The 12,541-nt window shown below is 71.8% G+C and carries 13 protein-coding genes; 2 read left to right on the top strand and 11 right to left on the bottom strand.

Going from position 1 to position 12,541, the window contains the following annotated elements; all coding sequences use genetic code 11:
• Positions 1-39: 39 nt before the first annotated feature.
• The 8 genes from E5N76_RS18195 to E5N76_RS18230 all read right to left on the bottom strand — a co-directional run bounded on the left by E5N76_RS18195 (position 40) and on the right by E5N76_RS18230 (position 9,002).
• Positions 40-1,008 carry a Bug family tripartite tricarboxylate transporter substrate binding protein gene (locus E5N76_RS18195; protein WP_149538751.1) on the bottom strand — a complete coding sequence of 323 codons (969 nt, stop codon included), beginning with the start codon at positions 1,006-1,008 and terminating at the stop codon, positions 40-42.
• Positions 1,005-1,859: an alpha/beta fold hydrolase gene (locus tag E5N76_RS18200; RefSeq protein ID WP_149538752.1), complete on the bottom strand. Its 855-nt coding sequence runs from the start codon at positions 1,857-1,859 to the stop codon at positions 1,005-1,007. The genes E5N76_RS18195 and E5N76_RS18200 overlap by 4 nt, the downstream gene beginning before the upstream one ends.
• 248 nt (positions 1,860-2,107) lie before the next feature.
• Positions 2,108-2,632, bottom strand: a complete 525-nt coding sequence (gene greB, locus E5N76_RS18205; protein ID WP_149538753.1) for a transcription elongation factor GreB — start codon at positions 2,630-2,632, stop codon at positions 2,108-2,110.
• Positions 2,629-4,134 (bottom strand): bifunctional metallophosphatase/5'-nucleotidase, encoded by a 1,506-nt coding sequence (locus E5N76_RS18210; protein WP_149538754.1) that lies wholly within the window; start codon positions 4,132-4,134, stop codon positions 2,629-2,631. The genes greB and E5N76_RS18210 overlap by 4 nt, the downstream gene beginning before the upstream one ends.
• Positions 4,135-4,186: 52 nt before the next feature.
• Positions 4,187-5,014, bottom strand: coding sequence for a hypothetical protein (locus E5N76_RS18215; RefSeq protein WP_149538755.1), 828 nt, complete (start codon positions 5,012-5,014; stop codon positions 4,187-4,189).
• Between the two features lie 10 nt (positions 5,015-5,024).
• Positions 5,025-6,020, bottom strand: coding sequence for an MBL fold metallo-hydrolase (locus E5N76_RS18220; protein ID WP_149538756.1), 996 nt, complete (start codon positions 6,018-6,020; stop codon positions 5,025-5,027).
• 237 nt (positions 6,021-6,257) lie between these two features.
• Entirely contained in the window at positions 6,258-7,703 is a 1,446-nt protein-coding gene (locus E5N76_RS18225; RefSeq protein ID WP_149538757.1) for a protein adenylyltransferase SelO, read from the bottom strand.
• A 186-nt stretch (positions 7,704-7,889) separates the two neighbouring features.
• Positions 7,890-9,002: a CaiB/BaiF CoA transferase family protein gene (locus E5N76_RS18230; protein WP_149538758.1), complete on the bottom strand. Its 1,113-nt coding sequence runs from the start codon at positions 9,000-9,002 to the stop codon at positions 7,890-7,892.
• 170 nt (positions 9,003-9,172) lie between these two features.
• Between E5N76_RS18230 and E5N76_RS18235 the strand changes: the two genes are divergently transcribed.
• Together E5N76_RS18235 and E5N76_RS18240 are read left to right on the top strand one after the other, a co-directional pair.
• A complete protein-coding gene (locus tag E5N76_RS18235; RefSeq protein ID WP_149538759.1) occupies positions 9,173-9,403 on the top strand; it encodes a hypothetical protein in 231 nt (76 codons plus the stop codon).
• Positions 9,400-10,368, top strand: a complete 969-nt coding sequence (locus E5N76_RS18240) for a Bug family tripartite tricarboxylate transporter substrate binding protein (protein ID WP_149538760.1) — start codon at positions 9,400-9,402, stop codon at positions 10,366-10,368. Before E5N76_RS18235 ends, E5N76_RS18240 begins: the two co-directional genes overlap by 4 nt.
• A 77-nt stretch (positions 10,369-10,445) precedes the next feature.
• Here E5N76_RS18240 and E5N76_RS18245 read toward each other — a convergent pair whose 3' ends face one another.
• From E5N76_RS18245 to E5N76_RS18255, 3 genes are read right to left on the bottom strand one after another with little or no spacing between them, the layout of a single operon-like run.
• Positions 10,446-11,228, bottom strand: coding sequence for an N-acyl homoserine lactonase family protein (locus E5N76_RS18245; protein ID WP_149538761.1), 783 nt, complete (start codon positions 11,226-11,228; stop codon positions 10,446-10,448).
• Positions 11,228-12,163, bottom strand: coding sequence for an NAD(P)-dependent oxidoreductase (locus tag E5N76_RS18250; RefSeq protein WP_149538762.1), 936 nt, complete (start codon positions 12,161-12,163; stop codon positions 11,228-11,230). Before E5N76_RS18250 ends, E5N76_RS18245 begins: the two co-directional genes overlap by 1 nt.
• A complete protein-coding gene (locus E5N76_RS18255; protein ID WP_149538763.1) occupies positions 12,160-12,492 on the bottom strand; it encodes a carboxymuconolactone decarboxylase family protein in 333 nt (110 codons plus the stop codon). The genes E5N76_RS18250 and E5N76_RS18255 overlap by 4 nt, the downstream gene beginning before the upstream one ends.
• Between the last annotated feature and the right edge of the window lie 49 nt (positions 12,493-12,541).

The raw sequence follows: 12,541 nt of genomic DNA on the forward strand, positions 1-12,541 counted from the left end.
TCGGCCTCCCGGCACCGCCGGACCCCGTCGCTCTCCGGCTCAGTCCATCGTGATATTCGCTTCCCGCACCAGCGCCTTCATCGCCTCCCGCTCCTTCGCCAGCCAGGCGGCGAATTCCGCCGGCGGGGTGCCGAGGCCGATCGCCCCGAGCGCCGCCAGCCGCTGCTGCACCCCGGCATCCGCCAGCGCCGCGCGGCAGGTCTCGTACAGCCGCTCCGCCGCCGGTGCCGGCAGCCCGGCCGGGGCGTAGAGCGCATTCCATTCCGACTGGTCGTAGCCGGGGAAGCCCAGCTCCGCGATGGTCGGCACCTCCGGCAGCGCCGGGATGCGTTCCGCCGTGGAGGCCGCCAGCGCCCGCACCCCGCCCTGCTGCGCCAGCGCGCCCGCGGCGGCCACGGTGGCGAAGCCGAAATCCACGTCGCCGGCGAGGATCGCCTGCAGCGCCGGCCCGCCGCCGCGATAGGGCACATGCACCAGATCCAGCTTCGCCCGGCTGGCCAGCACCGCCGCGGCGATGTGGTTGGAGACGGTGTTGCCGGAGGAGGAGTAGGTGACCCGCCCGGGCTGTGCTCGCGCCCGGTCCAGCAGCTCCGCGAAGCTGCGCAGTGGGCTGTCCGGCTTCACCACCACGATCAGCGGATAGATGGTGACGCGGGAAATCGGGGTGAAGGCGGTGAGGTAGTCGAAGCCGAGGTTGCGGAAGACGAAGGGGATGATGGCCTGGCCCGCCGCATCCATCAGCAGCGTCGCGCCGTCCGGCGCCGCTCGCGCCGCCTCCGCCGCCCCGATGGTGCCGCCGGCGCCCGGCCGGTTCTCCACCACCACCGGCTGGCCGAGCAGGCTGGACATGGTGGGGGCGAAGAGCCGCGCCGTGGTGTCCGCCCCGCCGCTCGGCGGGAAGGGGACCAGCATCCGCACCGGCCGCGGCGGTGCCCATTGCGCCCGGGCCAGCGAGGGAATGGCCAGCGGGGAAAGCAGCCCGGCGGCCAGGATCGCGCGGCGCCTCATGACCCGAACCTCCTCTGCAGCATCTCGTCCAGCATGGCATTGAAGGCGTTAGCGGCCTCATAAGCCACCCAGTGGCCGGCGCCGGGAATCACCCCGGTCCAGGCCTCGGGCTGCACCTCGCGCAGGGCGACGAAGCGCTTCTCCACCTCCGGCCAGGCGATGGCGTCACGCTCGCCGTACAGCAAGGCCACCGGGCAGCGCGCCCTCGCCACCGCGTCCTTCAGCGAGGAGGTGCTGGCGAAGCCGCGGCTGCGGAAGCGGGCATGCTGGGTGTTCCATTCCTGGATGGTCAGCGCGAGGTCGTCGATCCCGGCCGGGTCGGCGAACATCAGGCTGGCCAGGTTGTGGCGGTGGGCGGCGATGCGAGCCTCGCCCTGCACGGTGCGGACCTTCACCAGCTCCGTCACCTGGCGCGGCAGGCCGAGGGCGCCGGCGCCGACCAGCGTCAGGCTGCGCAGCTCCGGCCCGGCCTGGGCGGAGATATGGCCGGAGAGCAGGGCGCCGAAGGAGAAGCCGCAGAGGTCATAGCGCGTGCCCTCGCCCAGCAGGGCGGTGAGGCCGGCGCGGACCTCGGCGGCGACGGGGCCGGGATTGTCCGCCGGATGCGGCATGGCGCTTTCGCCGAGGCCGGGCAGGTCCGGGCAGATCAGCAGGCGGCGGGCGGAGAGCGCCTCGATATTGCGGATCCAGTGGCGCCAGGAGCCGGAGCCGCCATGCAGCAGCACGAGGGGCGGCAGGGGGCCGCCAGGGCTGCCCCAGAGGCGCCAGACCATGCTGCCCTCGCCGCAGGGGGTCTCCCGCCGCTCCGCCGCTGCGTCCAGCCGGGCCAGCCTGGCTTCCGATTGCTGCATCCTCGTGCCGCTCCAAATCCCACTCCCGTCCTTGTCGGACGGGGCGGGCGGGAGGGCAAGGGCGGGGGCTCTGCCCCCACGCCCCCGCCAGGGGCGCTGCCCCTGGACCCCGCCGGGGACCGGACCGGTCCCCGGACCCCGGTGTGAGTTTGCGGTTCAACCCGCCGACTCCGTCCGGGGTAGGTCCTGGCCGGCGGGAGTGCAGAGGGCAGAGCCTTCCTGGGGGCTGGGGGGCGAAGCCCCGTCCTTCACCCCCCCGGATACCGGATCGCCACCACCTCGATCTCCTCCACCCCCTGCGGCGTCCGCAGCCGGCGGAGATCGCCGACCCGGCCGCCGAGCAGGGCACGCGCCACCGGCGCCACCCAGGAGATGCGGCCGGATTTGCTGTCCGCCTCGTCCACCCCGACGATCGTCACCGTCACCTCGGTATCATCCGCCCGCGCATAGGTAACGGTGGCGCCGAAGAAGACCTGGTCGCGCTTCGGCGTCCGCGCCGGGTCCACCACCTGCACCTTCTCCAGCCGCTTGCGCAGGAAGCGCACCCGGCGGTCGATCTCCCGCAGCTTTCGCTTGCCGTACTGGTAGTCGGCATTCTCGGAGCGGTCGCCCAGCGAGGCGGCCCAGGAGACCACCTCCACCACCTTCGGCCGTTCCTCGGTCCAGAGCCGCTTCAGCTCCGCCTCCAGCGCCGCGGCGCCGGCGGGGGTCATGTAGAAGGGCGTGCCGGGGGGCAGGCCGGGCGGGCCGGCCTCCGCATCCTCCTCGGTCATGGCGCCAGGGCGCGGATGCGGCCATCCGGGCGGATGTCCAGCGTGTCGGCGCGCTGCACCGCCTCCGCCACCACCGTCACCAGCAGCATGGCGCCGCTGGCATCCACCAGCACCGGAAGCTGTGCCATCAGCTCGTAGCCATCCTTGCCGGCGTAGAGGTAATCCGTCGTCGCCAGCCTGTAGCGCCGATCCTCCCGCAGCGGTTGCCCGCCCACCCGCACCTCCCGCACCCGGCGGCCGCGCGGCGCGCGCGGGTCGTAGGTGAAGGACATGCCGGAGATCTGCGGGAAGCGGCCGTCCAGATTCTCCACCTCGCTCACCCCGTTCTCCAGCAGGCGGCGCAGCTCCTCGCCCGTCGCCTCCAGCAGCATCACGACATTGCCGAAGGGCGCTTCCGCCACCAGGTCGCGCCGCGTCAGCGCATGGCCCGCCGGATATTCCCGGTTGCCGCGCAGCCCGCCGCCATTGATCAGTGCCACATCGGCGCCGAGATGCGCCCTGAGCGCATCGGCGAAAAGGTCGCCGATCGCCGCTTCTCGCCCGCGCACCATGGCGGTGCGACTGTCGAGCGGGGCGGCGAGGGTGGCCAGCCGCTCGCCCAGCGCCGCGTGCAGCTTCGTCTCCACCGCCGCGACCAGCGGTGCGATGGCGGGGGAGGGCGGGATGCCGGCATTGGGCAGCATGCGCCAGCCGATGGAGGCGATGCGCGCCCGCTGCCCCGGCTGCTTCTCCACGCTCAGCTCCACCACGCCGAGCCAGAAGGCGTCCGAGCCCGCCTTCAGCACCAGCGCGCCGCCTTCCAGCAGCGCCGCCGGGTCATGGTCATGGCCGCCGAGGACGAGATCGACGCCGGCTCTGCGCTGGATCTCCTTATCCTGCTCCAGGTCGAGATGGGTGAGGGCGACGACGAGATCGACGCCCGCGGCGCGGAGCGCGGCGGCGGCTTCCTGCACCGCCTGGACCTCCGGCAGGAAGGTGATGCCGGGCGCGTTGGAGACGCGCGCGGTGGAGCCGGTGAGGACGCCGACGAAGCCGATGCGGAGCGGCCCCGCCTGGCGGATGACGGTGGCGACGGCGCCGCCGAAGATCTGCCCGTCCGGCCCCAGCACATTGGCGCCCAGCCAGGGGAAGCGCGATTCGGCGATGCGCCGCGCCGCCACCTCCGGCCCGAAATCGAATTCATGGTTGCCCAGCACGGCGACGTCGGTGCCGAAGGCGTTGAAGATCTCGATCATATGCGCCCCCCCGGTGATGGAGGACGCGAGGGAAGGCGAGATCAGGTCGCCGCCGAAGGTGAGGAAGACCGGGCCGGGCGCCGCTCCACGCTCGCGCTCGATGAGCGTGGCGATCTCCGCCAGCCCGCCATGGCCGTCGCGCGGCAGGTGCTCATAGATGTCGTTCAGGTGCAGGAAGGTGAGGCGGGTGGTCTCCGCCGCTGCCGGCAGCGCCAGCAGGCAGAGCAGGGCGGCGCGGAGCAGCAGCCGCCGGGCGGGAGGGAGCATCGGAAAGCCGGGTCCAGGAATCACCGCAGAGTTGCGGCGGCGGCGAGAAGGGTCAAGCGTTGCGATCATCCGGTGGGGCGAGCAGCCGCGCCAGCGCATGGCCGAGCGGCACCATTCCCGGGATGACCTGGCGGGTGAAGAGGTCGAGCACCGCCGCCAGATGCGCCGCATGGCCGCCAGGCACCGCGCCCGGCGGGGCGAGGCGGGGGCGCAGCGCATCCGCTGCGTGCTCTGCCAGACGAATCGCGGTCTCCCTCGCGGCGGGGAGGCGGGCAGGGGAGAGATCCTCGCCCAGCCAGGCGGGCAGCGCCGCCAGCAGCGGCGGCCAATGGGCGAGGTGGAGATAGAGGCTCGGCACCACGCCAGCATCGCCGTGCCGGGCGGCGAGGCCCTGCACCAGCGACGCGACCTCCGGCGCCAGCGAGTCGAGGCGCGGCAAGGGCGGTGGCGCGGGCAGCATGGGCGGCGGCGGGATCGGCGCCGGCGGTGCGATGGCCGCGCGCGGCAGGCCGGCCAGCTCGCGGCGCAGCGCGGTCAGCAGGATGAGGTTGGTGAGGTTGCCGCGGGTGTAGACGGCGACGAGGTCGCGGATGGGCGCCCGCGCTGTCGGCGCGAGCCCGGCCGCGACCCAGGCGGCGGCAGGGAGCGGCGCGGGCGGGGCGGGCAGCGCCGCCGCCAGCCGCTCCCGCGCCGCGGCGAGGGTGCCGTCCTCCAGCGGCGGGCGGATGGCGGCCCAGGCCCAGGGCAGCACGCCGGGCAGGGTGGCGAGGTGCCGGTGGATCAGGTTCACCAGCGGCACCCCGCTCGCCCGCTTCAGCGCCGCGTAGAGCGCGGCGATGTCGGGCGGCGCCTCCGCCTCGCGCAGCTCGGGGAGGACCACCCGTGGCGCCCTACAGCGTGGTGACGTTCATCGGCGCCGGCATCCAGGCATAGCCGCTGCCCTCCTTCGCCACATGGCCGAGGCCGGGCCAGGGGAAATGGTAGGAGAGGACCGCGTGCTTGTCCGTCGCCAGCCGGTCCAGCATGCGGCTGCGGCTCTGCGCCGAGAGCTTCGGATCGGTGTCGAAGGAGAATTCCCACAGCGGCTGGCGCAGCAGCAGGATGTGGTGATGCGCCATGTCGCCGGTGTTCACCACCGTGGTGTTGCCGGAGGTGATGGCATAGACGGTGTGGCCCAGCGTATGGCCGGGGACGGAGATGGCGGTGACGCCCGGCACCACCGGCTGCTCGTCCCGCACCATCACCATGCGGTCGCGATAGGCGCTGAGGTTCTTCTTCGCGCCGTCGATGAAGGGCACCATGAAGTCCGGGCCGCGCTTGTTGGCATCGTCGGTCCAGAATTTCAGGTCCACCTCGCTCAGCGCCACCTGGGCGTTGGGGAAATTGCGGTTGCCATTGGCATCCACCAGCGCCCAGCAATGGTCGCAATGGGCATGGGTCAGCACGACCAGGTCGATCTGCTCCGGCTGGATGCCGGCGGCGCGCATGTTCTCCAGCAGCTTGCCGGTGGTGGGGCCGAACATCTTGCTGGCGGCGCCCATGCTCTCGCCCATGCCGGTGTCGAACAGGATGAGCTGGCGGCCGGTGTTCAGGACAAGGGCGTTCTGCTCCAGCGTCGCCGTTTCGGGGTCGAGGAAGTTGGAGGTGAGGAGCTGGCGGATCTGGTCGGGCGGGGAGGCGGGGAAGGCAGGTTCCGGCTTGCCGAGGGGCAAATTGCCGTCGGAGACGATGGTCGCCTCGAACTCGCCGATCTTGAAGCGGTGCCAGGCAGGCGGCAGGCGGTTCTGCATCGGCGCCGCGGCCCGGGCGAGGCCGGGCGGCAGCAGGGGCAGGGTTGCAGCGGCGGCGGCCGCGCCGAACAGGCTGCGGCGGGTGATCTCGGACATTGTTGTTCCTCCCCCATCGGTCTGGGCCGCAACATGGTGCGGAGCATCAGCATGGCACAACCGGAGCGGGTGTTGTCCATCGGCGTGGGATGAAATTCGTCTCACCTGACGCGGCTGGAGGCTTTTCCCTCCCCGCTTGCGGGGGAGGGCCAGGGTGGGGGTGGTTGAGTGCGTGGGGGTGGTTGAGTGCGTCGAGCCCGCGCCCCTTCTCCGCAGAGCGGAGAAAGGGGCGGCGTCTCAGGTGCCGCAGAAGGTTTGCAGCACGCGCTCCTCCGGCTGGGGCGGCAGGCGGTAGCGGTCGGGCGTTTCCGGCTGGTCCTCGTAAGGGCGGGCGAGGACGGCGAGCAGCGCCTCGAAGGGTGCGAAGTCGTTGCGCGCGACGGCGGCGGTGATGGCCGCTTCCACCAGATGGTTGCGCGGGATGAAGGCCGGGTTCACCGCGCGCATGCGGGCGGCGCGGTCGGGCAGGGGCTCGGCGGCCAGGCGTTCGCGCCAGCGCGCGGCCCAGGACTCGTAGCGGGCGGGCTCGGGGAAGTATTGGCGGGGGGCGTCGCTGCCCTCCGCGGCCTCGCACAGGGCGCGGAAGGTGAGGGTGAAATCCGCCTGGCTCTCCGCCATGGCCTGCAGCAGATCCTGCACCAGCACCGCGTCGCCCTCCTGCGCGGCGAACAGGCCGAGCTTGGCACGGAGGCCATCCAGATACCCCGCCTGGAAGCGCGGCGCGAAGGCGGCGAGCGCTTCCTGCGCCTGCTCCAGCGCCGCTTCCTCGCTTTCCGCCAGCAGCGGCAGCAGGGCTTCCGCCAGCCGTGCCAGATTCCACTGCGCGATGCGCGGCTGGTTGCCATAGGCGTAGCGGCCGCCCTGGTCGATGGAGCTGAACACCGCCGCCGGGTTGTACTCGTCGAGGAAGGCGCAGGGGCCGTAGTCGATGGTCTCGCCGGAGACGGCGCAATTATCGGTGTTCATCACGCCGTGGATGAAGCCGAGCAACAGCCAGCGCGGGATGAGATCCGCCTGCGCCGCGACCACCCTGCCGAAGAAGGCGAGGTAGGGGTTGGGGGCTTCGGCCGCTTCCGGATAGTGCCGGGCGATGGCGTGGTCGGCGAGCGCCCGCACCGCCTCCTGGTCGCCGCGGGCGGCGAAATACTGGAAGGTGCCGACGCGGATATGGCTGGCGGCGACGCGCAGCAGCACGGCGCCGGGCAGCACCTCCTCGCGGAACACGTATTCGCCGGTGGTTGCGGCGGCGAGGCTGCGGGTGGTGGGTACGCCGAGGGCGTGCATCGCCTCCGAGACGATGTATTCGCGCAGCACCGGGCCGAGCGCCGCGCGGCCATCGCCGCGGCGCGACCAGGGGGTAGGGCCGGAGCCCTTCAGTTGCAGGTCGCGCCGGCGCCCGTCGCGGCCGACGACCTCACCCAGCAGGATGGCGCGGCCATCGCCGAGCTGCGGGGTGAAATGACCGAATTGGTGGCCGGCATAGGCCTGGGCGATGGGCAGGGCGCCTGCGGGGATGCGGTTGCCCGCGACCACCTCGGCATCGATATCCGCCGGGTCGATGCCGAGCTCCGCCGCCAGCGCCGCATTCACCTTGATGAGGGCGGGCGCCTTCACCGGCGTCGGATCGAGCCGGGCATAGAACCGCTCGGGCAGGCGGGCGTAGGTGTTGTCGAAGGCGATCATGGGGGGGATGTGGGGCCAGAGGGCCGCGCTTTCGAGAGGGGCTCTGCCCCTCTCGAGCTTACCCCGCCAAAGGCCGAAGGGCCTTTGGAAACCACGAGTCTCGGACCCGTCGGTCGAGACGCCGAACTCAAGGGTTCAAAAGGCCCTTCGGCCCTTTGCGGGATGGAGGAAGGGCAGAGCCCTTCCTCAAGCCAGCAGCGCCGCGATCTCCTCTTCGCTGAACCCCGCCTCCGCCAGCACCGCCCCGCCCTGCTCGCCACGCAGCGGCGGCGGCCCGCCCGCCTCCGCCGGCGTTCCGCTGAAGCGCGGCGCCGCCGCGGGCTGCACCGCCCCGTCCCGCGCCAGGAAGGTGCCGCGCGCCAAATTGTGCGGATGCGCCGGCGCTTCCTCCATATCCAGCACCGGCGCGACGCAGCCATCGCTGCCCTCGAACACCGCCGCCCAATCATCCCGCGTGCGCGTCCGGAAGGCGGCGGCGATCTCCGCCTTCAGCGCCGGCCAGCAGGATTTCTCCATCCGGTTCGGCCAGCGCGCCGCATCCAGGCCGAGCTTCGCCATCATCACGGCGAAGAATTGCGGCTCGATCGGCCCCACCGCGAGCCAGCGGCCATCGGCGCATTCATAGGTGTCGTACCAGGGGGCGGCGCCATCCAGCATGTTGGTGCCGCGCGCATTGTCCCAGCGGCCGCAGGCCTTCATGGCGTAGATCGGCGCCATCAGCAGCGCCGCGCCATCCACCATGGCGGCATCCACCACCTGGCCCTGGCCGCCGCGCTGCACGGCAAGCAGCGCCGCCAGCACACCCATCGCCAGCAGCATGCCGCCGCCGCCGTAATCGCCGACGAGGTTCAGCGGCGGCACCGGCCGCTCCCCCGGGCGCCCGATGGACCAGAGCGCGCCGGTGAGGGCGATGTAGTTCATGTCATGCCCCGCCGCCTGGGCCAGCGGCCCTTCCTGCCCCCAGCCCGTCATGCGGCCATAGACCAGGCGGGGATTGACGCCGAGGCAGGTCTCCGGTCCCAGCCCCAGCCGCTCCATCACGCCGGGGCGGAAGCCTTCGATCAGCGCATCGGCGCGGGCGACCAGCCGCAGCACCGCCGCCACCGCCGCCGGGGATTTCAGATCCAGCGCCAGGGAGCGGCGGCCGCGGCCGATGAACTCCCGCCGATCGCCCGGCGGCCCCTCCTTCCGGTCGATGCGGATGACGCTGGCGCCGAGATCGGCCAGCACCATGCCGCAGAAGGGGCCCGGGCCAATGCCGGCGAATTCCAGGATGGTGAGGCCATGCAGCGGACCCATGCGGAACTCCTCCCGTTTGCCGCAGCCTATCACCTGCGGCGGGATTTGACAGGAATCCCCCAGAGACCCGAATTTGGCGGCAAATCAGGGAGGAGGGTCCGAATGGCCCGTCACAGCGCCGTGCATGAGCTGCCGGAGGGGCCTGGCGGGCTCGGGACCGCCCCGGTGCCGTGCCGGGGGCGGTGGCCGTGAAGCCGGGTGGTGCGCCCCATGCCCGCAGCGCCGGCCGCATCGGCGGCGGCGCGCTGACCCGGATCGTCCGGCGGCAGCGCCTGGCGGCCGCCGGGCCGGGCGCTGGCATCGCTATCTCCCGCCATAGCAGCCAGGCCGAAGGCGCGGCAGCGCCGGCGGCGGAGGCGGCCACCGCCCGCGGAATTGCGGCCCCGGCGACGCCGCTGTGATCAGCCGCCGTGCCTTGGCCGCTGCCGCGCTGCCCCTGGCCCTGCCCCGGGGCAAGGCCCGCGCCCAGGGCTGGCCGTTGCGGCCGGTGCGTCTCATCCTCCCCTACGCCCCCGGGGGGACCAACGACATCCTGGCGCGGCTCTACAGCCAGCGCCTGGCGGAACGGCTCGGCCAGCCTTTCACGGTGGAGAACAAGCCGGGCGAGCAGGCGATTCCCGGGACGGCGCTGGCGGCCCGCGCCGCCCCCGATGGCTACAGCCTGCTGGTCGGCGCCAGCGGGCCCATCGTCTTCAACCCCGCCACCCATGCGCATCTGCCCTATGACACACAGCGGGACCTGGCGCCGATCTCCATCCTCGCCGCCTTTCCGCTGGTGGTGGCGGTGGCCCGCGATGCGCCCTTTCCTACCTTCCAGGATCTGATGGCCTTCGCCCGGGACCATCCGGCGGGCACCAGCTACGGCGCCAGCGCCGCCAGCTTCCGCCTGCCGACGGAGCTGCTGAACCAGCGCGCCGGCACGCGCTTCGCCTACACCGCCTTTGACGGCAGTGCGGAGACGGTGGAGGCGGTGGCGAAGGGTGAGGTGACGATGGCGCTGGTCGATTCCGGCTCGGTCTCCGGCGCCTATGCAGCCGGGCGGGTGCGGGTGCTGGCGGTGACGGCGCCGCACCGCCTGCCCGCCTGGCCGCATTGCCCGACCATGGCGGAGCTGGACTACCCGGACCTGACGCTGCGCCTCTGGAGCGGCATGCTGGCGCCGGCCGGCACGCCGGCGCCCATCCTGAACCGGCTGGCCACGGAGCTGGCGGCGATTACGCGGGAGCCGGCGGTGCTGCAACGGCTGCGGGGGCTGTCGCTCGATCCTGTCGGGTCCTCGGCGGAGGAATTCCAGCGGGTGATCGAGACGGAGCTGCCGCTCTGGGCAGAGGTGGCGAAGAAGGGAGGGATCAGGCTGGAAAGGTAGGGGCGGCCACCCCCGCCCCTTCCTCCCCCGCAAGGCGGGGGAGGAAGGGGCCCGCGCCCAGGGGGGCGTGGAGGGGGCTACTCGCTCGGCGGCACGTCCAGCCGGCAGACGATGCCTTCCAGCCCCGGCACCGCCGGGTAGCGCCGCATCACCTCCGGGTCATGGCCCGGGACGATGTGCTGCGGGCTGGGGGCCAGCTTGCGCAGCTTGTCGAAGCCCTCCAGCATCTCGCCGATATGGAAGGCGGTGGTGAAGGGTCGGCCGGCTTCCATGTTCTCGTAGAAATGCGTGACGTCGGAGGCGAGCACCACCGTGCCGCGCCGGGTCTCCACCGTCACGCATTGCAGGCCGGCGGAGTGGCCCTTCACCAGGTAGGTCCTGATCCCCGGCGCGATCTCCGCATCCCCGCCCAGCATGTGCACGCGCTTGCCGAAATTCAGCTTCACCATGCCGGCGATGTCGTCCGGCTCGAAGCTGTGGGACAGCTTCGGGTAGCGCATGTAGCGGCCGCAGGCGTAGTGCATCTCGGATTCCTGCAGGTGGAACTCCGCCTGCGGGAATTTGTCGAAGCTGCCCACATGGTCGTAGTGCAGATGGGTGAGGATCACATCCTTCACCGTGGCGGGGTCCAGCCCCACCAGCTTCAGGCTCTCCGCCGGGCAGCGCAGCCATTGCCGCTTGCGGCGCTTGGCCACCGCCTCGGTGAAGCCGGCATCGATGACGAAGCTCCGCTCCTTCCCCACCGCGGCCCAGACGAAATAATCCATCGGCATCGGCGCGTCGTGCGGATCGCCGCCGATGAAGTGCTCCGTACGCTTCGCGTCGCGATGGGCGTAGCGGATGGCATAGACCTCGTACATCAGGTCTTGTCCGCGTCCAGCACGGCCTTCACCGCGGCCTTGTCCACGGCGATCTTCACCCCCGCTCGCTCATTCTGCATCAGCATGGGCACCCGGCTGTCGCGATGGCCCCAGCCGCGGTTCATCGCCTCCTGCATCTCCTCCAGCACCAGGTGGGAGAGGCGCATCGGCACGCCATGCTTGCGCCCGAGGTTCAGCGCCAGGGTCACGTCCTTGCAGGCGAGCTTCAGGGAAAAGGCCGGCGGGTCGTAGCTGTCCACCAGGTACTGGTCGCCGATGCGGTCGAACATCCGCCGGCGGCCGAGCGCGCCCTGGCGGATCGCCTTCCACAGATGCAGCGGGTCCATCCCCGCCTTCACGCCCATGCTGAACGCTTCGGCGACCACGGTCTGGATGGCGTAGCCGGAGAGGTTGTGCACCAGCTTGGCGACGGTCGCCGTGCCGATCGGGCCGATATAGGCGGCCTGGTCGCCGAAGCTGTCGAGCACCGGCTTCAGCTTGTCATAGGTCGCCTTGTCGCCGCCCACCCAGATGGCGAGCTTGCCGCTGGCCGCGCCGGTCGGGCCGCCGGAGACCGGCGCGTCGAAGACCTGCACGCCCTTTTCCGCCAGCGCGTCATGGGCGCGGCGCATCAGGTCCTGGCTGTTGGTGGAGAGGTCGAAATAGGCGGTGCCGGCGCGGGCGCCGTGGATCAGCCCATCCTCGCCGAAGATCACCCCCTCCACCTCCATCGGGCCGGGCAGCGAGGTGAAGATGACGTCGGCGCGCTCCGCCACCTCCTTCGGCGTCGCCGCCCAGTCGGCGCCGGCATCGAGGAAGCGCTGGGCGTTCTGCCGGGCGATGTCGTTCACCACCAGCTTGTACTTGCCGCGCTGCTGCAGGTTGTTGGCCATGCCGGCACCCATGGTGCCGAGGCCGATGAACCCGATGATCATGCCTTCTTCCCTTCCCCCTCATAGACATCGCTGGCGATATGCGCGGCCGTCATCGCTGCCGGCCAGCCGGCATAGATCGCGAGATGCGTGACGATTTCGCCGATCTCCTCCCGCGTCACCCCATTGCCGAGGGCGCGGCCGAGATGCGTCGCAAGCTGCTCCTCCCGCCCCAGCGCGATCAGGGCGGCGACGGTGATCATGGAGCGGTCACGCTTGGAGAGGCCCGGGCGCTCCCAGATATCGGCATAGGCGAATTCCTCGGTCATCGCGACCAGTTTGGGGAAATTCGCCTTCAGCCGCTCGCGGCGGGCTGAGGGTGGTGCGGCCATGTCCTCTCTCTCCGTTTCTCCCGGGCGCGATCCTGCGTCCGGCAGCGGG

This window comes from Siccirubricoccus phaeus (assembly GCF_008360935.1).
GTDB lineage: Bacteria > Pseudomonadota > Alphaproteobacteria > Acetobacterales > Acetobacteraceae > Siccirubricoccus > Siccirubricoccus phaeus.

Bases quoted from the DNA above. Each gene is read 5' to 3' on its own strand.
- E5N76_RS18245 (WP_149538761.1), bottom strand. From the start codon at position 11,228: ATGTACGAGGTCTATGCCATCCGCTACGCCCATCGCGACGCGAAGCGT.
- E5N76_RS18200 (WP_149538752.1), bottom strand. From the start codon at position 1,859: ATGCAGCAATCGGAAGCCAGGCTGGCCCGGCTGGACGCAGCGGCGGAG.
- E5N76_RS18225 (WP_149538757.1), bottom strand. From the start codon at position 7,703: ATGATCGCCTTCGACAACACCTACGCCCGCCTGCCCGAGCGGTTCTAT.
- E5N76_RS18255 (WP_149538763.1), bottom strand. From the start codon at position 12,492: ATGGCCGCACCACCCTCAGCCCGCCGCGAGCGGCTGAAGGCGAATTTC.
- greB (WP_149538753.1), bottom strand. From the start codon at position 2,632: ATGACCGAGGAGGATGCGGAGGCCGGCCCGCCCGGCCTGCCCCCCGGC.
- E5N76_RS18220 (WP_149538756.1), bottom strand. From the start codon at position 6,020: ATGTCCGAGATCACCCGCCGCAGCCTGTTCGGCGCGGCCGCCGCCGCT.
- E5N76_RS18250 (WP_149538762.1), bottom strand. From the start codon at position 12,163: ATGATCATCGGGTTCATCGGCCTCGGCACCATGGGTGCCGGCATGGCC.
- E5N76_RS18230 (WP_149538758.1), bottom strand. From the start codon at position 9,002: ATGGGTCCGCTGCATGGCCTCACCATCCTGGAATTCGCCGGCATTGGC.
- E5N76_RS18195 (WP_149538751.1), bottom strand. From the start codon at position 1,008: ATGAGGCGCCGCGCGATCCTGGCCGCCGGGCTGCTTTCCCCGCTGGCC.
- E5N76_RS18210 (WP_149538754.1), bottom strand. From the start codon at position 4,134: ATGCTCCCTCCCGCCCGGCGGCTGCTGCTCCGCGCCGCCCTGCTCTGC.